Here is a 25,294-nt window from a genome sequence, read left to right on the forward strand (position 1 = left end):
AGAACACCGGCACCCTGCGGCGCACGTAGCGCGCGCAGCCGGGTCAGAACCTCCTGTACGCCTCGAACACCGTGCCGGGCGGCAAGGAACGACTGAAGAGCACGTGCACAAGACCGTACGGAGCCGCTGTTGCCGGGGGCGGACAGGCCCGTAAGGGGCCGTCACCGTCTGCCCCCGGCGTCTGCCGCCGGCCGCGGTCCGGTCAGGCGGGGTCCGGGGTGGGGCGTGAGCGGGCGCAGAGGCCGGCGAGGGACTCGGCGGTCACCGGGGAAACGGCTCCCTCCTCGGTGACGATGGCCGTCACCAGCTCGGGGGGCGTCACGTCGAACGCCGGGTTGTACGCCTGCGTCCCCAGCGGCGCCACCGGTATCCCGCCTGCCGCACCGGTCCCCGCCACCTGGGGCGCCACGACCTCGGTCACCTCGAAACCGGGCCGCTGCTCGACCTCGATGGACGCCCCGTCGGGCGTGTCCGGGTCGATCGTCGTCACCGGGGCCACCACGATGAACGGCACATGGTGGTACCGGGCGAGCACGGCCAGCGGATAGCTGCCCACCTTGTTCGCCACCGAGCCGTCGGCCGCGATCCGGTCCGCCCCGATCAGCACCGCGTCCACCTCACCCGCCGCGAACAGCGAACCCGCCGCGTTGTCGGTGAGCAGGGTGTACGGCATGCCGCTGCGGGCCGCTTCGTACGCCGTCAGGCGCGCCCCCTGCAACAACGGCCGTGTCTCGTCCACCCACAGCCGCCGCAGCCGCCCCGCGCGGTGCGCGGCGAGTGCCACGGCGAACGCCGTGCCCTCCCCGCCCGACACCAGCGAACCGGTGTTGCAGTGGGTCAGGATCCGGTGCCCGCCGGCCGGCAGCAGTTCGTCCAGCAGCGTCAGCCCGTGGGCCGCCATCCGGCCGCTGGCCTCGGCGTCCTCCTGGTGCAGCGCCCGCGCCGCGGCGAGTGCCGCCACGGCGGCCGCGGTGGGGTCACCGGTGCGGGCCAGCGCCGCCTGGTGCGCCGACTCGGCCCGGCGCACCCCGACGGACAGGTTCACCGCGGTGGGCCTGGCCCCTTCCAGCGTCCGCGCCGCCTCGGGCACGTCGAAGCCACGCGCGGCGGCCAGCGCGACGCCGTACGCCCCGGCGATCCCGAGCAGCGGCGCCCCGCGCACGGCGAGCGAGCGGATCGCCTCCACCAGCGCCGACGCGTCCGTGCACACCAACTCGACCTCTTCGGCCGGGAGCCTCGTCTGGTCGAGAAGGACCAGTACGGGGCCCTCTGGTGGTTCCTCCCATCGGATCGCCGGTATCTCGGTCGGCCGCTTGTCCCCACTCGTTCGCGCCTGCTGATCAGCCATGCCGTCAGTCTGCCCCGGATCCGGCGGACAATTGAAGAAGTCCCGCCCCCACTGCGGCCGGTACCCCGGTGACCGGCCCATGGCACGATGGCTGCCAACCCGCCGCCGCGACCGCGGACGGGCACCGAGAAGGAGCTTCGATGACTGACACTCCGGGCTGGGCCTCGCCCGGATCCGCCCCGTCGTCCGAGGGGCGGGAACCCGGTGCGTCCGGCCCCGCCGAGCCCGCCGACCGCCCCGGCCCCGCCGAGCCCGCGCCGCAGCCGGGCCCGGACCCGCAGGGCCAAGGCGTGAAATGGTCCAAGGAGCAGCCGCCACCCGGCCAGTGGTCGGCGCCCACCGGCGCCCCCGGGACGCCCGGCCCGCACCAGACCCCGCCACCCCCGCCGCCCGGCCCCGGCTGGGGCGGTCAGCCCCCGGGCGCCCCGGGCCCCGGCGGCTACGGCGGTCATGGCGGCGGATACGCGGGCCCGCCCGCCGGCTACGGCGGTTACCCGGCCTGGGGCGGCGGCTGGGGCGGACCGCCGCCCGCCGCCAAGCCCGGCGTCATCCCGCTGCGCCCGCTCGGCGTCGGCGAGATTCTCGACGGCGCCGTCTCCACCATGCGCACCTACTGGCGCTCGGTCCTCGCCATCTCGCTGGCGGTCGCCCTGATCACCGAGACCGGCCTGGTGCTGCTGCAGGGCTTCGTCCTCAACGACGCCCTCACCAACGCCTCGCTCGACAGCGAGACCGCCACTCCCGGCGAGGTGCTCCGCAGCCTGCGCGACACCATGGTCGGCACCGGACTCCTCACGGTGGTCTCGGCAGCCGCCACCATCGTCGCGACCGCCCTGCTCACGACCATCACCAGCCGTGCCGTGCTCGGCAAGCCGGTCAGCACCGGCGAGGCCTGGCGCGAGGCCCGCCCGCGGCTGCTCAAGCTGTGCGGTCTGCTCATCCTGCTCGGTCTGATCGTCTTCGGCGTGCTCGCCGCCGGCGCACTGCCCGGCTTCCTGGTCCTGATCAGCAGCCGCAGCGACACCGCGGGGGCCGCGCTGATGGCCCTGGGCATCCTCGGCGCCGTAGTCGTCGCGATCTGGCTGAGCATCCGCTACTACCTGGCCGCGCCCGCCCTGATGCTGGAACGGCAGGGCATCCGGAAGTCCATGAACCGCTCCGCCCGGCTGGTGCGGGGCTCCTGGTGGCGCGTCTTCGGCATCCAGTTGCTCGCCGGCCTGATCGCGAACATCGTCTCCGCGATCGTGACCATCCCCTTCGCCGTCATCGGCGCTGCCGCGAGCGGCGACGGCATGGCCGACTTCCTCGCCACCGACGGCGGACACGTCGGCTGGGCGTTCCTGATCATCCGGTCCATCGGCTCCGTGATCGGCACCACGCTCACCCTCCCGATCAGCGCCGGCGTCACCGCGCTCCTGTACATCGACCAGCGCATCCGCCGCGAAGCCCTCGACCTGGAACTGGCCCGCGCGGCCGGTGTCCAGGGCCACGGCACCGGCGCCCCCGGTCCCGTCCCCGGGAGCTGACGCGGTGAGCCTCACGGGGGGAGTACTCACGGCGGCGCTCCCGTCGGGCGCCACCACCGTCGTACGAGTGTGGCGCGCGTCGGACCGTGCGCTCCTGGCGGCCAGCGGCTCGGGCGACGAGCCGCCGGTGACCATCCCGCGTGATCCCGCGCGGGAAGCGGCCCGGCGCGAACTGTCCAAGGGGATGTACCACGAGAACGATCCCAGCCTGTTCCAGCGCGCCCTGAACGCGTTCTGGGACTGGCTCGACCGGCTGTTCGGCACTGCCGCGTCGGCCACCCCGGGCGGCGCGGTCGGGGTGGCCGTCGTCATCCTGTTCGTCGTCGCCGTCCTGGCCGCCCTCTGGTGGCGCCTCGGCACCCCCCGCCGCCAACCCACCTCCCCTCCGGTCCTGTTCGACGAACGCACCCGCAGCGCCGCCGAACACCGCGCGGCCGCCGAGGCACACGCGGCCCAAGGCCACTGGAACCAGGCCGTCCAGGAACGCATGCGGGCCGTGGTCCGCTCCCTGGAGGAACGCGCCCTGCTCGACGTACGCCCCGGCCGCACCGCCGACGAAGCCGCCGCCGAGGCCGGCCGCGCCCTGCCCGCGCACGCGGACCGACTGCGCGCCGCGGCACGTGAGTTCGACGACGTCGCATACGGCGGGCGCAGTGCCGGCGAGCAGTCGTACCGCCGCCTCGCGGAACTGGACCGCGACCTGGAGAACACCCGGCCGAGCCTCGCCGGCAGTACGGTCAGCACGGCCCACAGCAGCCGCCAGGGGGCAGCCGAGTGACCACCGAGGCCCCGCCGACGACCACCACCTCCACCGCGCCCACCGGCCGCCGGCTGTGGACCCGGACACGCGGCATCACGCTCGCCGTCGTCCTCATCCTGGCCGCGGCCGTCGCCATGGCCGCCGTGCGCTCCACCGCCCGTCACGGCGAACTGGACCCGCGCTCCGCCGACCCCTACGGCAGCCGTGCCGTCGCCGAACTCCTCGACCAGCGGGGCGTGTCCACGCGCGTGGTCACCACACTCGACGAGGCCCGCTCCGCCACCGGCCCGGACACCACCCTGCTCGTCGCCGTACCCGACCGTCTGACCCACCGCCAACAGGACCGGTTGCACTCGGCGATGGCGGACTCCGGCGGACGAACCGTCCTGGTCGCGGCCGGCAGCTGGTCCGTCGAACGGCTCGCCCCCGGGGTCACCGCGGACCCCGCCGTCAGCGGTAACTCCACGCTCGCCCCGGACTGCGCCCTGCCCGAAGCCCGGCGGGCCGGCACGGCCGACACCGGAGGCGTCCGCTACACCACCGCCCACCTCGACGCCGACTCCTGCTACCCCAGCGAGCGCCTCGCCACCCTGCTGCGTCTCCCCGCCGCCTCCGGGAGCGGCGACACCGTCGTCCTCGGCGCGCCCGACATCCTCTACAACGACCGCCTGGACGAGCAGGGCAACGCCTCCCTCGCCCTTCAACTCCTCGGCTCCCGCCACCATCTGGTCTGGTACCTCCCCTCACTGTCCGACGCCTCCGGCGCCCCCACCGGCGGCCAGAAAGGCTTCTTCGACCTGCTCCCCTCGGGCTGGCTCTGGGCCACCCTGCAGCTGTTCGTCGCGGCGGCCCTCGCCGCGTTCTGGCGGGCCCGCCGATTCGGCCCGCTCGTGGCCGAGAAACTCCCCGTCGCGATCCGCGCCTCCGAGACCACCGAAGGCCGTGCCCGCCTCTACCGCAAGGCCGACGCCCGTGACCGCGCGGCCGACGCTCTACGCTCCGCCACCCGCACCCGCCTCGCCCCCCTCGCCGGCGTCCCCGTCGTTCAGGCGCACACGCCCGAGGCCCTGCTTCCCGCCCTCTCCGCCCGCCTGTCCGGCGACGGACAGGACCTGCACTCCCTCCTCTTCGGACCGCCGCCCGGCGACGACGCGGCCCTCATCGCCCTCACCGACCAACTCGACGCCCTCGAAAGAGAGGTACGCCGTTCATGATGGACCCGACCACTGACAACGCCGGGCAGAGCGGGGACGCGGGCACCGCCCGCACCGCGCTGGAAGCCCTGCGCGCCGAGATCGCCAAAGCCGTGGTCGGCCAGGACCCCGCCGTGACCGGCCTCGTCGTCGCCCTCCTCTGCCGCGGACACGTACTACTAGAAGGAGTCCCTGGGGTCGCCAAAACGTTGCTCGTCCGCGCCCTCGCCTCCGCACTGGAACTCGACACGAAGCGCGTCCAGTTCACCCCCGACCTGATGCCGAGCGACGTCACCGGCTCCCTCGTCTACGACACCCGCACCGCCGAGTTCTCCTTCCAGCCCGGCCCGGTCTTCACCAACCTGCTCCTCGCGGACGAGATCAACCGCACTCCGCCGAAGACCCAGTCCTCGCTGCTGGAGGCCATGGAGGAACGCCAGGTCACGGTCGACGGCACCCCACGCCCCCTCCCGGAGCCGTTCCTGGTCGCCGCGACCCAGAACCCGGTCGAGTACGAGGGCACCTACCCCCTCCCGGAAGCACAGCTGGACCGGTTCCTGCTGAAGCTCACGATCCCTCTGCCCTCCCGCCAGGACGAGATCGACGTCCTCACCCGGCACGCCTCGGGCTTCGACCCGCGCGACCTGCGCGCCGCCGGCGTACGACCGGTCGCCGGCCCGGCGGACCTGGAGGCGGCCCGCGCCGCGGTCGCCAAGACGACCGTCTCGCCGGAGATCACCGCCTACGTCGTGGACATCTGCCGCGCCACCCGCGAGTCGCCGTCGCTCACCCTGGGCGTCTCCCCGCGCGGCGCCACCGCCCTGCTCGCCACCTCACGCGCCTGGGCCTGGCTGACCGGCCGCGACTACGTCATTCCGGACGACGTGAAGGCCCTGGCCCTGCCGACACTCCGGCACCGCGTCCAGCTGCGCCCGGAAGCCGAGATGGAGGGCGTGACCGCCGACTCGGTCATCAACGCCATCCTCACGCACGTCCCGGTCCCGCGCTGATGGCACTCACCGGACGCGCCGCTCTCCTCGCGGCCCTCGGCTCGATCCCCGTCGGCATCCTGGAACCGGGCTGGACGGGCATCCTCGCGGTCAACGGCCCCCTGGCCCTGGCCTGCGCCTGCGACTACGCGCTGGCCGCGCCGGTCCGTCGCCTGCTGCTGGCCCGCTCCGGCGACACCACCGTCCGTCTCGGTGACACCGCGAACGTCACCCTGACGGTGACCAACCCGACCCGTCGGCCCCTGCGGGCCCAGCTCCGGGACGCCTGGCCGCCTAGCGCTTGGCAGTCAGGCACCGAGACCGAGGCGTCGCGACACCTGCTGACCGTGCCTCCGGGCGAGCGCCGGCGCGTGACGACGAGGCTGCGCCCCACCCGCCGCGGCGACCGTCAAGCCGACCGCGTGACCATTCGCTCCTACGGCCCCCTCGGTCTGTTCACCCGCCAAAGCGCCCACAAGGTGCCCTGGACGGTACGAGTCCTGCCCCCGTTCACGAGCCGCAAGCACCTTCCGTCGAAACTCGCCCGATTGCGTGAACTCGACGGCCGTACCAGCGCGCTGACCCGTGGGGAGGGCACGGAGTTCGACAGCCTGCGCGAGTACGTGCCCGGGGACGACACCCGCTCCATCGACTGGCGTGCCACAGCCCGGCAGTCCTCCGTCGCGGTCCGCACCTGGCGTCCGGAGCGCGACCGGCACATCCTGCTGGTCCTGGACACCGGCCGGACCTCGGCGGGCCGCGTGGGCGACGCCCCACGGCTGGACGCCTCCATGGACGCGGCCTTGCTGCTCGCGGCCCTCGCCTCGCGCGCCGGTGACCGGGTGGCACTCTTGGCCTACGACCGCCGGGTACGCGCTCTGGTCCAGGGCCGCACGGCCGGCGATGTCCTGCCGTCACTGGTCAACGCGATGGCCACTCTGGAGCCGGAACTCGTCGAGACCGATGCTCGTGCTCTCACGGCCACCGCTCTGCGCACGGCGCCTCGGCGTTCCCTGATCGTCCTTCTCACGACGTTGGACGCGGCACCGGTGGAACAGGGTCTGCTTCCGGTGCTTCCCCAGCTCACTCAGCGCCACACGGTTCTGGTCGCATCGGTGGCGGATCCGGAGATTGCCCGCATGGCCGGCGCTCGGGGCAACGCCGAGGCCGTGTACGAGGCAGCGGCAGCGGCTCGCGCGCAGGACGAGCGTCGGCGCACTGCCGAGCAACTCCGTCGTCATGGGGTGACGGTGGTGGACGCGACTCCCGAGGAACTGGCGCCGGCGCTCGCGGACGCGTATCTGGCGCTGAAAGCGGCGGGCCGGCTCTGAGAGCTTTTACGAGAGTTCTTATCCACCGCAGTCCCTCCGGGGACGCCATGCGTGCATAACGCAGAAAACCCCCGCACCGTGAGGTGCGGGGGTTTTCCCAAAAATTGTTCGGCGGCGTCCTACTCTCCCACAGGGTCCCCCCTGCAGTACCATCGGCGCTGTGAGGCTTAGCTTCCGGGTTCGGAATGTAACCGGGCGTTTCCCTCACGCTATGACCACCGAAACACTATGAAACAATCAACCAGACCGCTTAAACAGCGGGGCTGTTCGTGGTTTCAGAACCAACACAGTGGACGCGAGCAACTGAGGACAAGCCCTCGGCCTATTAGTACCGGTCACCTCCACACGTTACCGTGCTTCCAGATCCGGCCTATCAACCCAGTCGTCTACTGGGAGCCTTACCCCATCAAGTGGGTGGGAGTCCTCATCTCGAAGCAGGCTTCCCGCTTAGATGCTTTCAGCGGTTATCCCTCCCGAACGTAGCCAACCAGCCATGCCCTTGGCAGAACAACTGGCACACCAGAGGTTCGTCCGTCCCGGTCCTCTCGTACTAGGGACAGCCCTTCTCAAGACTCCTACGCGCACAGCGGATAGGGACCGAACTGTCTCACGACGTTCTAAACCCAGCTCGCGTACCGCTTTAATGGGCGAACAGCCCAACCCTTGGGACCGACTCCAGCCCCAGGATGCGACGAGCCGACATCGAGGTGCCAAACCATCCCGTCGATATGGACTCTTGGGGAAGATCAGCCTGTTATCCCCGGGGTACCTTTTATCCGTTGAGCGACGGCGCTTCCACAAGCCACCGCCGGATCACTAGTCCCGACTTTCGTCCCTGCTCGACCCGTCGGTCTCACAGTCAAGCTCCCTTGTGCACTTACACTCAACACCTGATTGCCAACCAGGCTGAGGGAACCTTTGGGCGCCTCCGTTACCCTTTAGGAGGCAACCGCCCCAGTTAAACTACCCATCAGACACTGTCCCTGATCCGGATCACGGACCCAGGTTAGACATCCAGCACGACCAGACTGGTATTTCAACGACGACTCCACCCACACTGGCGTGCGAGCTTCACAGTCTCCCAGCTATCCTACACAAGCCGAACCGAACACCAATATCAAACTGTAGTAAAGGTCCCGGGGTCTTTCCGTCCTGCTGCGCGAAACGAGCATCTTTACTCGTAGTGCAATTTCACCGGGCCTATGGTTGAGACAGTCGAGAAGTCGTTACGCCATTCGTGCAGGTCGGAACTTACCCGACAAGGAATTTCGCTACCTTAGGATGGTTATAGTTACCACCGCCGTTTACTGGCGCTTAAGTTCTCAGCTTCGCCCACCCGAAAGTGAGCTAACCGGTCCCCTTAACGTTCCAGCACCGGGCAGGCGTCAGTCCGTATACATCGCCTTACGGCTTCGCACGGACCTGTGTTTTTAGTAAACAGTCGCTTCTCGCTGGTCTCTGCGGCCACCCCCAGCTCAGAGCGTAAAGCTCATCACCAGGTGTGGCCCCCCTTCTCCCGAAGTTACGGGGGCATTTTGCCGAGTTCCTTAACCATAGTTCACCCGAACGCCTCGGTATTCTCTACCTGACCACCTGAGTCGGTTTAGGGTACGGGCCGCCATGAAACTCGCTAGAGGCTTTTCTCGACAGCATAGGATCATCCACTTCACCACAATCGGCTCGGCATCAGGTCTCAGACTATGTGCAAGGCGGATTTGCCTACCTTGCGTCCTACACCCTTACCCCGGGACAACCACCGCCCGGGATGGACTACCTTCCTGCGTCACCCCATCACTCACCTACTAACCGCTTGGTCCGGCGGCTCCACCACTTTCCATTCCCCGAAGGGTCCGGAACGGCTTCACGGCCTTAGCATCACGATGCTCGATGTTTGACGCTTCACAGCGGGTACCGGAATATCAACCGGTTATCCATCGACTACGCCTGTCGGCCTCGCCTTAGGTCCCGACTTACCCTGGGCAGATCAGCTTGACCCAGGAACCCTTAGTCAATCGGCGCAAACGTTTCTCACGTTTGTATCGCTACTCATGCCTGCATTCTCACTCGTCAACCGTCCACGACTACCTTCCAGTGCCGCTTCACCCGGCAGACGACGCTCCCCTACCCATCACAGCCTCCGTTGGGAGTACATGCTGCAATGACACGACTTCGGCGGTACGCTTGAGCCCCGCTACATTGTCGGCGCGGAATCACTAGACCAGTGAGCTATTACGCACTCTTTCAAGGGTGGCTGCTTCTAAGCCAACCTCCTGGTTGTCTCTGCGACTCCACATCCTTTCCCACTTAGCGTACGCTTAGGGGCCTTAGTCGATGCTCTGGGCTGTTTCCCTCTCGACCATGGAGCTTATCCCCCACAGTCTCACTGCCGCGCTCTCACTTACCGGCATTCGGAGTTTGGCTAAGGTCAGTAACCCGGTAGGGCCCATCGCCTATCCAGTGCTCTACCTCCGGCAAGAAACACACGACGCTGCACCTAAATGCATTTCGGGGAGAACCAGCTATCACGGAGTTTGATTGGCCTTTCACCCCTAACCACAGGTCATCCCCCAGGTTTTCAACCCTGGTGGGTTCGGTCCTCCACGAAGTCTTACCTCCGCTTCAACCTGCCCATGGCTAGATCACTCCGCTTCGGGTCTTGAGCGTGCTACTAAAATCGCCCTATTCGGACTCGCTTTCGCTACGGCTTCCCCACCCGGGTTAACCTCGCAACACACCGCAAACTCGCAGGCTCATTCTTCAAAAGGCACGCAGTCACGAGAACAAGGCAAGCCTCGTTCCGACGCTCCCACGGCTTGTAGGCACACGGTTTCAGGTACTATTTCACTCCGCTCCCGCGGTACTTTTCACCATTCCCTCACGGTACTATCCGCTATCGGTCACCAGGGAATATTTAGGCTTAGCGGGTGGTCCCGCCAGATTCACACGGGATTTCTCGGGCCCCGTGCTACTTGGGTGTCTCTCAAACGAGCCGCTGACGTTTCGACTACGGGGGTCTTACCCTCTACGCCGGACCTTTCGCATGTCCTTCGCCTACATCAACGGTTTCTGACTCGTCCCACGGCCGGCAGACCGTGGAAGAGAGATCCCACAACCCCGCATGCGCAACCCCTGCCGGGTCTCACACGCATACGGTTTGGCCTCATCCGGTTTCGCTCGCCACTACTCCCGGAATCACGGTTGTTTTCTCTTCCTGCGGGTACTGAGATGTTTCACTTCCCCGCGTTCCCTCCACACTGCCTATGTGTTCAGCAGTGGGTGACAGCCCATGACGACTGCCGGGTTTCCCCATTCGGAAACCCCCGGATCAAAGCCTGGTTGACGACTCCCCGGGGACTATCGCGGCCTCCCACGTCCTTCATCGGTTCCTGGTGCCAAGGCATCCACCGTGCGCCCTTAAAAACTTGGCCACAGATGCTCGCGTCCACTGTGCAGTTCTCAAACAACGACCAGCCACCCATCACCCCGAACCAACAGGTCCGAGTGCACTGGGGCCGGCAGCTGAGGAAAGTTCATTCCCTCAGACACCCAACAGCGTGCCCGACACCCTCGCCACCCAGCCGTTCCGTTCCACGCCGAAGCAGTACTAGGAAGACCAGAAGGTCAAGTGTGCCGAGTAGTCAACGTTCCACCCATGAGCAACCAGCATCAGACGTTCGCTGATGTACTGGCCTCTGACCGAGCCAAGCTCGGTAAGAAGTGCTCCTTAGAAAGGAGGTGATCCAGCCGCACCTTCCGGTACGGCTACCTTGTTACGACTTCGTCCCAATCGCCAGTCCCACCTTCGACAGCTCCCTCCCACAAGGGGTTGGGCCACCGGCTTCGGGTGTTACCGACTTTCGTGACGTGACGGGCGGTGTGTACAAGGCCCGGGAACGTATTCACCGCAGCAATGCTGATCTGCGATTACTAGCGACTCCGACTTCATGGGGTCGAGTTGCAGACCCCAATCCGAACTGAGACCGGCTTTTTGAGATTCGCTCCACCTCACGGTATCGCAGCTCTTTGTACCGGCCATTGTAGCACGTGTGCAGCCCAAGACATAAGGGGCATGATGACTTGACGTCGTCCCCACCTTCCTCCGAGTTGACCCCGGCGGTCTCCCGTGAGTCCCCAGCACCACAAGGGCCTGCTGGCAACACGGGACAAGGGTTGCGCTCGTTGCGGGACTTAACCCAACATCTCACGACACGAGCTGACGACAGCCATGCACCACCTGTACACCGACCACAAGGGGGGCACTATCTCTAATGCTTTCCGGTGTATGTCAAGCCTTGGTAAGGTTCTTCGCGTTGCGTCGAATTAAGCCACATGCTCCGCCGCTTGTGCGGGCCCCCGTCAATTCCTTTGAGTTTTAGCCTTGCGGCCGTACTCCCCAGGCGGGGCACTTAATGCGTTAGCTGCGGCACGGACAACGTGGAATGTTGCCCACACCTAGTGCCCACCGTTTACGGCGTGGACTACCAGGGTATCTAATCCTGTTCGCTCCCCACGCTTTCGCTCCTCAGCGTCAGTATCGGCCCAGAGATCCGCCTTCGCCACCGGTGTTCCTCCTGATATCTGCGCATTTCACCGCTACACCAGGAATTCCGATCTCCCCTACCGAACTCTAGCCTGCCCGTATCGACTGCAGACCCGGGGTTAAGCCCCGGGCTTTCACAACCGACGTGACAAGCCGCCTACGAGCTCTTTACGCCCAATAATTCCGGACAACGCTTGCGCCCTACGTATTACCGCGGCTGCTGGCACGTAGTTAGCCGGCGCTTCTTCTGCAGGTACCGTCACTCTCGCTTCTTCCCTGCTGAAAGAGGTTTACAACCCGAAGGCCGTCATCCCTCACGCGGCGTCGCTGCATCAGGCTTTCGCCCATTGTGCAATATTCCCCACTGCTGCCTCCCGTAGGAGTCTGGGCCGTGTCTCAGTCCCAGTGTGGCCGGTCGCCCTCTCAGGCCGGCTACCCGTCGTCGCCTTGGTGAGCCGTTACCTCACCAACAAGCTGATAGGCCGCGGGCTCATCCTTCACCGCCGGAGCTTTCCAACCTCCAAGATGCCTTGGAGGTTCGTATCCGGTATTAGACCCCGTTTCCAGGGCTTGTCCCAGAGTGAAGGGCAGATTGCCCACGTGTTACTCACCCGTTCGCCACTAATCCCCTCCCGAAGGAGGTTCATCGTTCGACTTGCATGTGTTAAGCACGCCGCCAGCGTTCGTCCTGAGCCAGGATCAAACTCTCCGTGAATGTTTACCGGTAATCCGGTTGACACATCACGAGAGCGGTGCGAGAGGAGGAATAGTCCCCTCGCACACAGCGTCCTCGCTGTGTTTTTTCAAAGGAACCTCGTCCCAGCTGATGCTGGAGACGGGGTATCAACATATCTGGCGTTGACTTTTGGCACGCTGTTGAGTTCTCAAGGAACGGTCGCTTCCTTTGTACTCACCCTCTCGGGCTTTCCTCCGGGCGCTTCCCTTCGGTCTTGCGTTTCCGACTCTATCAGATCTTTTCTCGATCCGATTTCCTCGGTGCTTTCCAGGTTTCCGCTCTCGCGTTTCCCTTTCCGGCGGTTCCGACTTTATCAGAAGTTCTTGGCCGGTCTGACCGGCCGCTCATTTCCGATATTCGGAGGATGCTCTCCCGAGGGCCGTTCACGACTCTCTGAGAGGCAACAAGTAGATTCTAGCAACTGCCCGGCAACATGTCCAGTTCCAGACAACTCATTGAATCTACCTCCCCACTCCCTCCGTGTCAACGGCTCTTGCGGGGCGAAGAGGAGACTAGCAGCTCAGAGGGGGTGAGTGCACATCCGGTGGAGTCAGGCGGCCATGGGCACGGACGCGCTGCGCTCCGTCGCCCCGAGATCGCCCGTCTCGCCGGCGCGTGTCGCACGGCCGCCAAGGAGATAGACGTAGGCCAGAAAGGCCAGCTCGGCCACGACGCCGATTCCTATGCGGGCCCAGGTGGGCAGGCCGGAGGGGGTGACGAAGCCTTCGATGGCGCCGGAGACGAGCAGGACCAGGGCGAGGCCGATCGCCATGCCGATGGCCGCGCGTCCCTCCTCGGCGAGAGCGGCCCGCCGGGTGCGCGGGCCGGGGTCGATCAGGGTCCAGCCCAGGCGCAGACCCGTACCCGCGGCGACGAAGACCGCGGTCAGTTCCAGCAGGCCGTGCGGGAGGACCAGGCCGAGGAAGGTGTCGAGGCGGCCCGCGGAGGACATCAGGCCGAAGCCCACGCCCAGGTTCAGCATGTTCTGGAAGAGGACCCACAGGACGGGCAGGCCCAGGAAGACGCCCAGGACCAGGCACATCGCCGCCGCCTGGGCGTTGTTCGTCCATACCTGGGCGGCGAAGGCGGCCGCGGGATGGCTGGAGTAGTAGGTCTCGTACTCGCCGCCCGGGCGGGTCAGCTCCCGCAGCTGGCTGGGTGCCGCGATGGACGACTGCACCTCGGGATGGGTGCCGATCCACCAGCCCAGCAGGACGGCGACGGCGGTGGACACGAGCGCCGTGGGCACCCACCAGTGGCGGGCGCGGTAGACGGCGGCCGGGAAGCCCTGGCCCAGGAAGTGCGTGACGTCCCGCCATGAGGCGCGGCGGGTGCCGGCGACGGCGCTGCGCGCGCGTGCCACGAGCTGGCTGAGCCGTCCGGTCAGGTGCGGGTCGGGCGCGCTGGACTGGATGAGGGAGAGGTGGGTGGCGGTGCGCTGGTAGAGGGCGACGAGTTCGTCCGCCTCGGCGCCGGTGAGCCGGCGCCGACGGCGGAGCAGTGCGTCCAGCCGGTCCCATTCGGCTCGGTGTGCGGAGACGAAGACGTCCAGGTCCATCGGGTCTGCCTGCTCCTCGGCTGGTCGTCCACTGCTCGTCGTGGATGCTCATGCTTGCGGTCAGCTTGTCGTACTGCGGCGCGATGTGCCCTCAGCTTGGCAGACTGGCGGTTCAGGGGGCAGACCAGGGAAGGACGGCGGGCGTGAGTGAGCTGGTGACCGGCGAGGCGGTGGCGCTCGAACTGCGGCCCGCGAAGCTGCCGAGCAGGGCGCTCGCCGTCTTGCTCGACCTGGTGGTGGCGATGGTCGCGTACCTCGTTGTGGTCGTGGTGCTGGTGGCGTCGACGGCGTCGCTGGACGAGGCCGCGCAGATGGCGCTGTCGATCGCGTCGTTCCTGCTGGTCCTGGTCGGCGGGCCGATAGCCGTGGAGACGCTCAGCCACGGGCGTTCGCTGGGGAAGCTGGCGTTCGGGCTGCGGGTGGTACGGGACGACGGTGGGCCGATCCGGTTCCGGCACGCTCTGGTGCGGGGCGCGATCGGGGTCGTCGAGATCCTGATGACGTTCGGCGTGGTGGCCTGTATCGCCTCGCTGGTCTCGGCGCGGGGGCGGCGGCTGGGCGATGTGTTCGCGGGCACTCTGGTGGTCCGGGAGCGGATACCCGCCGGGCGGACGGGTTTCGTACCGCCTCCGCCTCCGTGGCTCGTGGGCCGGTTCGCCGGGCTGGATCTGTCCGCGGTGCCGGACGGGCTGTGGCTTGCCGTCCGGCAGTACCTGACGCGGATGCCGCAGCTCGATCCGCAGGTGGCAGCGGGCATGGCACAGCGGCTGGCTGCCGACCTCGCCGGGCGTACCGGTGCCGCGGTGCCGCCGGATCTTCCCCCGGCCGCGTTTCTCGCGGCCGTGGTGCACGAGCGGCAGTCCCGTGAGGCCCGGCAGGCGTTCGGCGGGGGCCCGGCCGCCGGCGGCGGTGGTCTCGCGGCCGGTGGCTTCGCACCGCCGGCGGGAGAGCCCGGCACGCCGGCCACTCCCCGGCCTGCACTCGCACAGCAGGACCGGCTGTCGCGGTACGGGGACTCGTATCCGGACCAGGCCAGGCTTCAGCCCGAGGGCGCGTACCCGTCCGAATCGTCCGCGTCCGTTCCGCCCGCCACTGCCCGGCCGCCGCGGGACGAGCCGTCGGCCGGTCGGCCGGCCACCGGGTTCGTGCCGCCCGCGTAGGTCCTCGCGGGGCCGGGCGCGGGGGTCAGTCGAATCGTGACGGCGGTGACTGGAGGTCCTCCAGCTCGATGCCGGGCGCGGCCAGGACGACGTCGCCGGCGATGTGGACGGCGTGCTGTTCGCCGGTGTCCAGGGCTGTGACCTGGTATTCGTCCACGGTCAGGGGGCCGTTGTCAGTGGCGTGTGCTTCGCTGTTCACCAGAGCCCAGGACTGGTCCACGGTGCGGGGGGCGAGGACCGGGTCGGTGAAGGCCACCAGGCGTACGCGGGTCGCGGCGGACGAGGGGGTGAGGCGCAGGAGCCGTGCGGTGGCGACGAGGAATGCGGGGGACGTGCCGGTGAAGGCGTGGGCGCGCACATTGCCTTCGGTGGCATGGAGGCCGGTGGGGTCGGTGCGGACCCAGGTGACGCCGTCGAGGGCGGCGCCGCGCACCTGCCAGTCACCCGCGTGCAGTTCGAGGCGGAGGGGGCGGCCGAGGTCGTCCAGGGCGAGGTCGACCGAGCCCCGGTGTTCACCGGCGGGGCCGGTCAGCCGGGAGACATAGCGCCAGCCGGACGGGCCGGGGGCGCACTGGAAGTGCTCTTCTGCGAGGGGGGTGTGATCGTGCGGATCGTGGAGCGAATAACGGCCGCGGGGCATGGGGGTCCTGGGTCTTGACGGGCTGGTCCGGCCGGAAGCCATGGGTCGGGGCCAAAGGGGCAGGCCCCCGGCACGGGGGTGCGGGGGCCTGCCTCGAAAAGCCTGCTGCCGGGAGGGGTGCGTCGGCGCACCGGCGCACTCCCCCGGCGGTCGGGCTACGGGATCACCGGCTCAGTAGCGGTAGTGGTCCGGCTTGTACGGGCCGTCGACGTCCACACCGATGTACGCCGCCTGCTCCGGGCGCAGCTTGGTGAGCTTGACACCGAGGGCGTCGAGGTGGAGGCGGGCGACCTTCTCGTCGAGGTGCTTGGGCAGGGTGTAGACGCCGATCGGGTAGGCGTCGGGCTTGGTGAACAGCTCGATCTGGGCCAGGGTCTGGTCCGCGAAGGAGTTGGACATCACGAACGAGGGGTGACCGGTGGCGTTGCCCAGGTTGAGCAGGCGGCCCTCGGACAGCACGATGATCTTCTTGCCGTCGGGGAAGGTCCAGGTGTGGACCTGCGGCTTGACCTCGTCCTTGACGATGCCGGGCACCTTGGCCAGACCGGCCATGTCGATCTCGTTGTCGAAGTGACCGATGTTCCCCACGATCGCCTGGTGCTTCATCCTGGCCATGTCCGAGGCCATGATGATGTCCTTGTTGCCGGTCGTGGTGATGAAGATGTCGGCCGTCTCGACGACCTCGTCCAGCGTGGTCACCTGGTAGCCGTCCATCGCCGCCTGCAGCGCGCAGATCGGGTCGATCTCCGTGACGATCACCCGGGCACCCTGGCCGCGCAGGGACTCCGCGCAGCCCTTGCCCACGTCGCCGTAACCGCACACCACGGCCGTCTTGCCGCCGATCAGCACGTCCGTGGCACGGTTGATGCCGTCCACCAGGGAGTGCCGGCAGCCGTACTTGTTGTCGAACTTCGACTTCGTCACGGCGTCGTTGACGTTGATCGCCGGGAAGAGCAGCGAGCCGTCGCGCTGCATCTCGTACAGACGGTGGACACCCGTGGTGGTCTCCTCGGTGACACCGCGGATCTCCGAGGCGAGCTGGGTCCACTTCTGCGGGTTCTCACCCAGCGTGCGGTGCAGCAGCTGGAGGATCACACGGTGCTCGTCGGACTCGGCCGTCTCCAGTGCCGGGACCTCACCGGCCTTCTCGTACTCCACGCCCTTGTGCACGAGCAGGGTGGCGTCGCCGCCGTCGTCCAGGATCATGTTCGGGCCGCCGGTGGGGCTGTCCGGCCAGGTCAGCGCCTGCTCCGTGCACCACCAGTACTCCTCCAGGGTCTCGCCCTTCCAGGCGAACACCGGCACACCGCGCGGGTTGTCCGGGGTGCCGTCCGGGCCCACCGCGATCGCCGCGGCCGCGTGGTCCTGCGTGGAGAAGATGTTGCACGAGGCCCAGCGCACCTGCGCGCCCAGGGCCACCAGGGTCTCGATCAGCACGGCCGTCTGCACCGTCATGTGCAGCGAACCCGTGATCCGGGCACCGGCCAGCGGCTGCGCCTCGGCGTACTCCTTGCGGATCGCCATCAGGCCGGGCATCTCGTGCTCGGCGAGGGTGATCTCCTTGCGGCCGAACTCGGCCAGCGACAGATCGGCGACCTTGAAGTCCTGTCGGTTCTCGACAGTCGTCATTACGAGCTGCTCCTCGGGGTTGGGTCGAGGTGGGTACGGCTGGTCTGCGCGGCGGCGGACACAGGGGTGCCCGGGAAGAGGACACAGGCATGCCCACGTACGCGCAGCGCAGTCCGTCGGAGGCCCTCTCTCCCTCGGTCGGCCCGTGTGGGGCCGCCCGACCGCCATCAGCAGCGACGTCTGGCTCCGTCCCAAGCTACACCGGAGGACCCGGTCGTCCCAGTCCGCCTTCGGATTCCTCGCGTCTTCCCCAGGTCGTCCTCGGCGGGTTTCCGGGGGCGGTGGGGGTGCCTGGGGGTGGGCGGAAACCGTGGAGCCGGCGCGGACAGACCGGTGTGAAGCGGGACTTACCTGCCTTCGGGGCGGGGTGGCGTGTGAGCCCGCGCCTCCGGGAGCGGGGCCGCTTTCGGCCGGCCCGCCCGGAGAGGACCGCCCTGCCCGTCCGGCGCACAGGCCGTTCGCGGACGGCCGATATGCTCCGCGCCGCGGACGGGCCGCGTGGGGAGGGCGGGACATGGCGGGCAGAGGGCGGGGACTTGGGATCGCGGCGCTCGTGGTCGGGCTGCTGGGCGTGGCGCTGGGCGGCGGTGCCTGGGTGTACGGGCGCGGCGCGTACGGCTCGGGCACCCTCTCGAGCCCCAGCATGGAGCCGGCGTACCACCGGGGTGACCGGATCGTCTGGGAGCGGATGGACGGGAGCGGGGTGCGGCGCGGTGATGTCGTGATGCTCTCGATGCCGGGGCGCTACGGGACCGACGGTGTCGTCATGCAGCGGGTGATCGGCGTGGGCGGCGACCGCGTGGCGTGCTGCGCGACCGTCGGCACCGAGACGCGGATCACCGTGAACGGCAGGCCGGTCACGGAGCCCTATGTGTACGAGGGCGATGCCGATGGTGTGAACCGGTCGTACGACGTGAAGGTGCCCGAGGGCCGGCTCTTCCTGCTGGGCGACCGCCGGTCCGACGCGCGGGATTCCCGTTTCTTCGCGTCGGACCACGGCGGGACCGTTCCCGTGGACGCCGTGCGGGGGCGGGTGACGGACGGCCGTACGGGCCCGACCCTGCTGGGTACGGCCCTGCTGGCCGGCGGGGTGCTGGTGCTCACCGGCGGCGGGCTGGGGATCGGCTTCCTGGTGGTACGGCGGCGGAGGGCGCCGGTGGTGCCGCCGGCGCCCTGGCCGGTGCGGCACCGCTGAGGCCGGCCGCCGTACCGGGCGTCAGTGGCCGGCGGCGTGGGGGTTCGGGCCGCCGGGGGTGGCGCTCGGGTCCGGGCCCTTGGCGGCCTCTGCCTCGCTGTAGATGTCCGGTTCGAGGTAGATGACGCGGGCGATCGGGACGGCGGCGCGGACGCGGGCCTCGGCGGCGTCGATGGCGGCCGCGATCTCGGCGGCGGTGTCGTCGTGCTGGACGGCGATCTTCGCGGCGATCAGCAGCTCCTCGGGGCCGAGGTGCAGCGTGCGCATGTGGATGACACGGGTGACCATGTCGCCGTCGACGATCGCGGTCTGGATCTTCTTGACGTCCTCGATGCCCGCGGCCTCGCCGAGCAGCAGCGACTTGGTCTCGACGGCCAGGACCAGGGCGATCAGGACGAGCAGGATGCCGATGCAGAGGGTGCCGATGCCGTCCCAGACGCCGTCGCCGGTGAGCAGGGAGAGGCCGACGCCGCCGAGGGCGAGGACCAGACCGATGAGCGCGCCGAAGTCCTCCAGCAGGACGACCGGCAGCTCGGGTGCCTTGGCGCGGCGGATGAACTCCTTCCAGGAGAGCTTGCCGCGCAGTTCGTTGGACTCCTTGATGGCCGTGCGGAAGGAGAAGCCCTCGGCGATGATCGCGAAGACGAGGACGCCGACCGGCCAGTACCAGTGCTCCAGGTCGTGCGGGTGGCGGATCTTCTCGTAGCCCTCGTAGATGGCGAACATGCCGCCGATGGAGAACAGCACGATCGAGACCAGGAAGGCATAGATGTACCGCTCGCGGCCGTAGCCGAAGGGGTGCTGCGGGGTGGCCTCGCGCTGTGCCTTCCTGCCGCCGACGAGCAGCAGGAACTGGTTGCCGGAGTCGGCGAGCGAGTGCACGCCCTCGGCGAGCATCGAGGAGGAGCCGCTGAACGCGAACGCCACGAACTTCGATGCCGCGATCGCGAGATTGGCGCCGAGTGCCGCCACGATCGCCTTGGTACCGCCTGACGCGCTCATGTGTCCGCGTTGTCCCTTCGCCTGTGTCGGCCTCGTACTGTTTCCGTCCGGACGGGTGCCCGGTTTTGCCCGGCCTTTGCCGGTGGGCCATTCTTGCAGCCCGGCCGGGCACCGGCGCGTCAGGTATCCACAGGCCCGGTCATATGATCGACCGCTTGTCCACAGCCCTGGTCAGACGACCACGGTGGCGCGGAAAATGGTGCCCGCGCCGGAGATCTCCGCCTGTTCGCCCGCCGGGACGAAGACCGACTGGCCGGGGCCCAGCGCGTGCTCGCCCGCCCGGACGGCGCCGGCCGTGCAGAGCAGGATCTGCGGGGTGTCGCGGGTGAGGTCGCGGGCGGCGCCGCCCTCGGGCAGGACGTAGCGGGAGAGCCGGAACTCGTCGGTCGGCGTCTCGTAGACCTCTTCGCCCTCCGGGGATGCCTCCGGGCGCAGCACGCCCGGGTCGCTCGGTTCGAAGCGGACGATCCGCAGCAGTTCGGGGACGTCGACGTGCTTGGGGGTGAGGCCGCAGCGCAGGACGTTGTCGGAGTTGGCCATGATCTCCACGCCGAGGCCGTCGAGGTAGGCGTGCGGGATGCCGGCGCCGAGGTACAGGGCCTCGCCCGGCTGCAGCCGGACGTGGTTGAGGAGCATGGCCGCGATCACGCCGGGGTCGCCGGGGTAGTGGTGGGCGATGCCGGCGTAGGGGGCGTAGGCGCCGCCGAGGCGGGTGCAGGCGGCGGTGGCCTCGGCGACCGTGTGGGCCATCTCCTCCGGGTCGGCGGTGAGGATGGCGGTGAGGACCTCGCGCAGGGCCGCGTCCTCGGGGTGCGCGTGCAGCAGGTCGACGTACGGCTTGAGGGAGTCGACGCCGAGCCCGTCGAGGAGGCCGGCGGCCTGGACGGGGGCGCGGAATCCGCACAGGCCGTCGAACTCGGTGAGCGCGCAGATCAGTTCGGGCTTGTGGTTGGCGTCCTTGTAGTTGCGGTGCGGGGCGTCAACCGGGACGCCGCGCCGCTCCTCGTCGGCGTACCCCGCCCTGGCCTGCTCCAGGTCCGGGTGCACCTGGAGGGACAGGGGCGCGCCGGCCGCGAGCAGCTTGAGCAGGAACGGCAGCCGGGGGCCGAACCTGGCGACCGCGCGGGCGCCCAGTTCCCGCTCCGGGTCGGCCTCGACGACCTCGGCGAGGGTGCCGCGGGGGGTGCGCGACGGGGCTCCGGGGTGTGCGCCCATCCACATCTCCGCCTGGGGTTCGCCGGTCGGCTCGGACCCCAGGAGCTGCGGGATGGCGGTGGGCGAACCCCAGGCGTAGGGGCGGATGGTGTTGTCGAGGCGGTCCATGTGTCTTCTCTGTCTCCGTACGTGCGCTGCTCGGTCGGCGCTGCCGCTTCCGTTCCCGGCGCCGACGGGGTCTGCCCGTGCCTGCACCGGTTCTGCCCATGCCGACGCCAGGTGCCCCGGCCCCGCCGACGGGACTACGGCGACGGCGCGGCGGCGGGACCCGCGGCGGGTGCGGGCGGTGGGCCAGGGGTCAGATCAGGCTCCCGAAGCGAGCGCCAGGTAAACGGCGGCGAAATCCGTGACGGCGATCAGTTCCGCGAGGGTCTCCAGTTCGCCGCCCTCCTCGGGTTCGAGTTCGCTGACCGGCGTGTCGTGGCCGAGGGCCACGTCGCGGGCGGCCGGGGCGGCGGTGAGGCCGCTGATCGGGCGGTCGCGCAGCAGCACCACGCGCGCGTGCAGCGCGGGCGGCTCCTCCACGCGGTCCCGGAAGAAGTCGTCCGGGTCGGCGCTGGCGGCGAGCGGCCCGGCCAGCAGGGCGCTGTGCGCGGCGAGCGCCTCGGGCAGTTCGGCGACCAGGGCCGGGCGGCCGGCGAGTTCGGCGAGGGCGGCGGCGAACCGGCGGCCCGCCGGACCGGCCGAGGTGCCCTCCGTCCACACCACGGGCAGCGCGTCGGCCAGCTCCGCGGCGAGGGTCTTGGCCGGGTTGCTGTAGGTCGCGATGGCGGGTCCGCAGCGCTCCGCGATGTGGTCCAGCCGGTCGGCGACCTTCTCCAGGGCCTCCGGCGGGGCGTCGAGCAGGCCGATCCGGTCCAGGAGCGCGAGCAAGGGGGTCAGCAGCGCCCAGAGCACCCCGGGAGAGGACGCGGCGAGCGGTTCCTCCTGGTCGTACGGGGCCGTCGCCATCGGTACGAACAGGCCGTGCGCCCCGGCGACCGCCTCGGCGAGCGGGGTGCCGGGCGGGGCCACGCCGGCGACGGAGCAGCCGCGGCGGTAGGCCTGCTCGGCGAGGAGGGACAGGCTGGGTTCGGTGCCGTCCGGGGTGGCGATCAGCAGCAGGTCCACGGAGCCGGCCCAGCCCGGCAGTTCCCAGCGCAGGGCGCCCGCGGCCGGGGCGACGCCGGTGGGGGCGAGCCGGACGACGGGGCTGCCCGGGCCAGCCAGTGTGCCGAGGAGGTCGGCGGTGTGGGTGGCGGCGGCACCGGGGCCCGCGATGAGGACCGCGCGGGGGCGGCCGTCGGGCTTGAGGCTGCCGACTCCGGCCTCGGCGGCGTTCCGGGCGGCGGTGCGGACGCGGGCGCCGGCCTCCGCCGCCCCGCGCAGCAGACCTCGGTGGTCGGCCTCGGCGAGGCCCTCCGGGGTGTCGAGCAGCGTTTCGTCCAGCATGGGCGGCAGCCTCCGGTCGCCGGGGATCCTGGGGTGCTACGAGGGGACGGGCCTGGTCACACGGGGCGGCGGCCGGACCGGGCGGCGCCGGCCCTCTCGCCCACGGTGACGGGCCGGCTCAGGCGGGGCGGCGGGCCTCGTCGACCAGCAGCACCGGGATGCCGTCGCGGACCGGGTAGGCGAGACCGCAGTCCGGGCCGGTGCAGACCAGCTCGGTGTCCTGCTCCTTCAGGGGGGCGTGGCAGGCCGGACAGGCGAGGATCTCCAGGAGGCCGGCTTCGAGCGCCATGGGGTGTCCCTTCGGGGGGCGGATGGGTGTCTGTGGTTGGCCTGGTCAGCGTACCGCCGATGGGGCGGGCCGCTCAGCCCCTGATGATCGCCAGGGCCTCGTCGCGGATCTTGGTCAGCGTCGCCTCGTCCTTCGCCTCGGCGTTCAGCCGGAGCAGCGGCTCGGTGTTGGACGGGCGGACGTTGAACCACCAGTCGGCGGCGGCGACGGTGAGGCCGTCGAGGTCGTCGAGGGTGACGTCGGCGCGGCCCTCGTACGCGGCGCGGACGGCGGCGAGGCGGCCGGGCTGGTCGGCGACCGTGGAGTTGATCTCGCCGGAGCCGCGGTAGCGGTCGTACTGCGCGACCAGGGCGGACAGCGGGCCGTCCTGGCCGCCGAGCGCGGCGAGGACGTGCAGGGCGGCCAGCATGCCGGTGTCGGCGTTCCAGAAGTCCTTGAAGTAGTAGTGCGCCGAGTGCTCGCCGCCGAAGATGGCGCCGGTGCGGGCCATCTCGGCCTTGATGAAGGAGTGGCCGACCCGGGTGCGCACCGGGGTGCCGCCGTTCTGCCGCACGACCTCGGGGACCGTGCGGGAGGTGATCAGGTTGTGGATGACGGTGCCCCTGCCGCCGTTGCGGGCCAGCTCGCGCGCGGCGACCAGCGCGGTGATCGCGGACGGGGAGACGGGGTCGCCGTTCTCGTCCACGACGAAGCAGCGGTCGGCGTCGCCGTCGAAGGCGATGCCGAGGTCGGCGCCCTCCGCCGGGACCCGCTTCTGCAGGTCCACGAGGTTGGCCGGGTCGAGCGGGTTGGCCTCGTGGTTCGGGAAGGTGCCGTCCAGCTCGAAGTACATCGGGACGAGCGTCAGGGGCAGACCGGCGAAGACGGAGGGGACGGTGTGGCCGCCCATGCCGTTGCCGGCGTCGACCACGACCTTCAGGGGGCGGATGGCGGAGAGGTCGACCAGGGAGCGCAGGTGCGCCGCGTAGTCCTCCAGCGTCTCGCTCGTGGAAAGCGTTCCCGGCCGGGCCGCGGGTGCCGGGGCGCCCTCGGCGAGCCGGCGCTCGACCAGTTCCCGGATCTCGGTGAGTCCGGTGTCCTGGCCGACGGGGGCGGCGCCCGCGCGGCACATCTTGATGCCGTTGTACCGGGCCGGGTTGTGGGAGGCCGTGAACATCGCGCCCGGGAGGTTCAGCGCGCCCGAGGCGTAGTACAGCTGGTCGGTGGAGCACAGGCCGATCTCGACGACGTCCACGCCGCGGTCCGCCGCGCCGTGCGCGAAGGCGCGGGACAGGCTCGGGGAGGAAGGGCGCATGTCGTGGCCGACGACGATGGCCGCCGCCGCTGTCACGTCCGCGAAGGCGGCACCGAAGAGCCTGGCCAGTGCCTCGTCCCACTGGTCCGGGACCACTCCGCGTACGTCGTACGCCTTCACGATCTGTGACAGATCAGCAGTCACGGCCATCCTCCTGAAAGTGCTGTGGGTGCCCAAAACTACCCGTCGGACGGCGGGGAGCGGTGTGCGGACACCGGGCGGAGGTCCGGGAACGTCGCCCGGAGTGGTCAGTTGTCCGGGGAGCGCAGGACCCTCAGGTGGCCGCGGCGGGCGACCTCCATGGGGTCCGCGGCGCGGGATCCCCCTCCGCCGGCCTCGGCCGCGCGCTCCTGGGGGCGGGCCGCCTCGCGCACGGCGTTGGCCAGCGCTTCCAGGTCGTCTCCGCTGGGCCGCGCGGGCGCGGAGCCGTCGAGGAGTCGTACGACCTCCCAGCCGCGCGGGGCGGTGAGGCGCTCGGAGTGCTCGGCGCACAGGTCGTAGCAGTGGGGTTCGGCGTAGGTGGCGAGCGGGCCGAGGACCGCGGTCGAGTCGGCGTAGACGTACGTCAGCGTCGCGACGGCGGGTCGGCCGCAGGCGGTGCGCGAACAGCGACGTACAGGGCTCACGATGTTGGACGGTACCGCACTCTTGAGCGGGCCGCGACGACTCTCCACCAGGTCACTCCACCGTGTCGGGCTGTGAAACGCCCCACACACCCCTTCGAGGGGACCCCGCTGACCTGCATGGACGAGCTTGCGCCGGGGGCGCGGAGGAGGCGCGTGCGGTCAGGAGTCGTCACAAACACCATCAATTGCCTTGAGTTCGGTGGTCTCGGAAAGTTACGGAAACGAGCCAGACGTTGGCCGGAATGGTCATCCTGCGACAGGGCGGGCGGGGGCCGGTTGCCGCGTGGAGCCGGACGGGCGGAGGGTGCGGGGACTACGCTTCACCGGTGATGGACAACCGTGTACCGCCCCGTGCCAGCGGCCCCGGGCCCCGTCGCCGTGATCGTCACGGACGGGGCATGCGGGGGCCGATCGCGCCGCCGCAGGTGCCGTTGGCCGCCAGCCGTGCCGAGGTGTTCGCGGATCTGGTGCAGGACTCCGTGGACCGTCTGGAGCGGCGGTGGCCGCAGCTGGCCGACATCGATTTCCTGGTGCTGGAGGTGCCCCGGCTGGACGGGCGGGGCGACGGGCCGGTGTGGGACGACGAGGCCGTACCGCTCGGCGGGGTCGTGCCGGCGCGGGACGGGCGACGGGCGCGGGTGGTCGTGTACCGGCGGCCGGTGGAGATCCGGACGAAGGGGCGGGACGAGCGGGCCGCGCTGGTGCACGAGGTGGTCGTGGAGCAGGTGGCGGAGCTGCTGGGACTGACGCCGGAGACGGTGGATCCCCGGTACGGGGAGGACTAGGCGGCGCGGGCGCCCCCGCGTCCGCCCGAGCCGCCGCCGCTTCCGCG

Annotated in this window: 18 protein-coding genes and 3 rRNA genes; 8 read left to right on the top strand and 13 right to left on the bottom strand. The window is 69.6% G+C overall.

The window, feature by feature from the left end:
* Positions 1-202: 202 nt before the first annotated feature.
* Positions 203-1,348: an S-methyl-5-thioribose-1-phosphate isomerase gene (gene mtnA, locus HB370_RS16715; RefSeq protein WP_030783005.1), complete on the bottom strand. Its 1,146-nt coding sequence runs from the start codon at positions 1,346-1,348 to the stop codon at positions 203-205.
* Positions 1,349-1,488: 140 nt separating this feature from the next.
* On the opposite strand from mtnA, the gene HB370_RS16720 reads away from it, so the two are divergent.
* The 5 genes from HB370_RS16720 to HB370_RS16740 are packed head-to-tail and all read left to right on the top strand — an operon-like array spanning position 1,489 to position 7,147.
* Positions 1,489-2,874 (top strand): glycerophosphoryl diester phosphodiesterase membrane domain-containing protein, encoded by a 1,386-nt coding sequence (locus tag HB370_RS16720; RefSeq protein ID WP_030783007.1) that lies wholly within the window; start codon positions 1,489-1,491, stop codon positions 2,872-2,874.
* Between the two features lie 4 nt (positions 2,875-2,878).
* A complete protein-coding gene (locus HB370_RS16725) occupies positions 2,879-3,652 on the top strand; it encodes a DUF4129 domain-containing protein (protein WP_030783010.1) in 774 nt (257 codons plus the stop codon).
* Positions 3,649-4,848, top strand: a complete 1,200-nt coding sequence (locus HB370_RS16730; protein ID WP_030783015.1) for a DUF4350 domain-containing protein — start codon at positions 3,649-3,651, stop codon at positions 4,846-4,848. Before HB370_RS16725 ends, HB370_RS16730 begins: the two co-directional genes overlap by 4 nt.
* Positions 4,848-5,837, top strand: a complete 990-nt coding sequence (locus HB370_RS16735) for a MoxR family ATPase (protein ID WP_106980657.1) — start codon at positions 4,848-4,850, stop codon at positions 5,835-5,837. The genes HB370_RS16730 and HB370_RS16735 overlap by 1 nt, the downstream gene beginning before the upstream one ends.
* A complete protein-coding gene (locus tag HB370_RS16740; protein ID WP_030783019.1) occupies positions 5,837-7,147 on the top strand; it encodes a DUF58 domain-containing protein in 1,311 nt (436 codons plus the stop codon). The genes HB370_RS16735 and HB370_RS16740 overlap by 1 nt, the downstream gene beginning before the upstream one ends.
* A gap of 106 nt (positions 7,148-7,253) precedes the next feature.
* Here the strand turns inward: HB370_RS16740 and rrf are convergent.
* The 4 genes from rrf to HB370_RS16760 all read right to left on the bottom strand — a co-directional run bounded on the left by rrf (position 7,254) and on the right by HB370_RS16760 (position 13,981).
* Positions 7,254-7,370 (bottom strand): 5S ribosomal RNA (rrf, locus tag HB370_RS16745).
* A gap of 82 nt (positions 7,371-7,452) precedes the next feature.
* Positions 7,453-10,575 (bottom strand): 23S ribosomal RNA (locus tag HB370_RS16750).
* Between the two features lie 300 nt (positions 10,576-10,875).
* Positions 10,876-12,402, bottom strand: a 16S ribosomal RNA gene (locus tag HB370_RS16755).
* Together the 16S, 23S and 5S rRNA genes form the textbook arrangement of a ribosomal RNA operon.
* 571 nt (positions 12,403-12,973) lie before the next feature.
* Positions 12,974-13,981 (bottom strand): stage II sporulation protein M, encoded by a 1,008-nt coding sequence (locus HB370_RS16760; protein ID WP_030787967.1) that lies wholly within the window; start codon positions 13,979-13,981, stop codon positions 12,974-12,976.
* Between the two features lie 143 nt (positions 13,982-14,124).
* Here HB370_RS16760 and HB370_RS16765 point away from each other — a divergent pair, with 143 nt between their 5' ends.
* Positions 14,125-15,141 (top strand): RDD family protein, encoded by a 1,017-nt coding sequence (locus HB370_RS16765; RefSeq protein ID WP_030787970.1) that lies wholly within the window; start codon positions 14,125-14,127, stop codon positions 15,139-15,141.
* 25 nt (positions 15,142-15,166) lie between these two features.
* Here HB370_RS16765 and HB370_RS16770 read toward each other — a convergent pair whose 3' ends face one another.
* Together HB370_RS16770 and ahcY are read right to left on the bottom strand one after the other, a co-directional pair.
* A complete protein-coding gene (locus HB370_RS16770; protein ID WP_030787973.1) occupies positions 15,167-15,781 on the bottom strand; it encodes a hypothetical protein in 615 nt (204 codons plus the stop codon).
* A gap of 171 nt (positions 15,782-15,952) precedes the next feature.
* On the bottom strand, positions 15,953-17,410 hold the full coding sequence (gene ahcY, locus HB370_RS16775; RefSeq protein ID WP_030787976.1) for an adenosylhomocysteinase: 1,458 nt from the start codon (positions 17,408-17,410) through the stop codon (positions 15,953-15,955).
* 514 nt (positions 17,411-17,924) lie between these two features.
* Between ahcY and lepB the strand changes: the two genes are divergently transcribed.
* Positions 17,925-18,605, top strand: a complete 681-nt coding sequence (lepB, locus tag HB370_RS16785; protein WP_208974408.1) for a signal peptidase I — start codon at positions 17,925-17,927, stop codon at positions 18,603-18,605.
* A gap of 21 nt (positions 18,606-18,626) precedes the next feature.
* Here lepB and HB370_RS16790 read toward each other — a convergent pair whose 3' ends face one another.
* The 6 genes from HB370_RS16790 to HB370_RS16815 all read right to left on the bottom strand — a co-directional run bounded on the left by HB370_RS16790 (position 18,627) and on the right by HB370_RS16815 (position 24,510).
* On the bottom strand, positions 18,627-19,607 hold the full coding sequence (locus tag HB370_RS16790; protein WP_030787982.1) for a cation diffusion facilitator family transporter: 981 nt from the start codon (positions 19,605-19,607) through the stop codon (positions 18,627-18,629).
* 171 nt (positions 19,608-19,778) lie between these two features.
* Positions 19,779-20,930: a mannose-6-phosphate isomerase, class I gene (gene manA, locus HB370_RS16795; RefSeq protein WP_030787985.1), complete on the bottom strand. Its 1,152-nt coding sequence runs from the start codon at positions 20,928-20,930 to the stop codon at positions 19,779-19,781.
* Positions 20,931-21,125: 195 nt separating this feature from the next.
* Positions 21,126-22,253, bottom strand: coding sequence for an SIS domain-containing protein (locus HB370_RS16800; protein WP_030787988.1), 1,128 nt, complete (start codon positions 22,251-22,253; stop codon positions 21,126-21,128).
* Positions 22,254-22,371: 118 nt separating this feature from the next.
* The gene (locus HB370_RS16805) at positions 22,372-22,542 is read right to left on the bottom strand and encodes a Trm112 family protein (RefSeq protein ID WP_078637673.1); all 171 of its coding nucleotides are present in this window, start codon (positions 22,540-22,542) and stop codon (positions 22,372-22,374) included.
* Between the two features lie 73 nt (positions 22,543-22,615).
* A complete protein-coding gene (locus tag HB370_RS16810; RefSeq protein WP_030787991.1) occupies positions 22,616-23,980 on the bottom strand; it encodes a phosphomannomutase/phosphoglucomutase in 1,365 nt (454 codons plus the stop codon).
* A gap of 104 nt (positions 23,981-24,084) precedes the next feature.
* On the bottom strand, positions 24,085-24,510 hold the full coding sequence (locus HB370_RS16815; RefSeq protein WP_030615734.1) for a DUF3499 domain-containing protein: 426 nt from the start codon (positions 24,508-24,510) through the stop codon (positions 24,085-24,087).
* Positions 24,511-24,860: 350 nt separating this feature from the next.
* On the opposite strand from HB370_RS16815, the gene HB370_RS16820 reads away from it, so the two are divergent.
* Positions 24,861-25,247 (top strand): metallopeptidase family protein, encoded by a 387-nt coding sequence (locus HB370_RS16820; RefSeq protein ID WP_030787994.1) that lies wholly within the window; start codon positions 24,861-24,863, stop codon positions 25,245-25,247.
* The last annotated feature ends 47 nt before the right edge of the window (positions 25,248-25,294 follow it).

The organism is Streptomyces sp. DSM 40868, assembly GCF_011820545.1.
In the GTDB taxonomy this organism is placed as follows: domain Bacteria; phylum Actinomycetota; class Actinomycetes; order Streptomycetales; family Streptomycetaceae; genus Streptomyces; species Streptomyces eurythermus.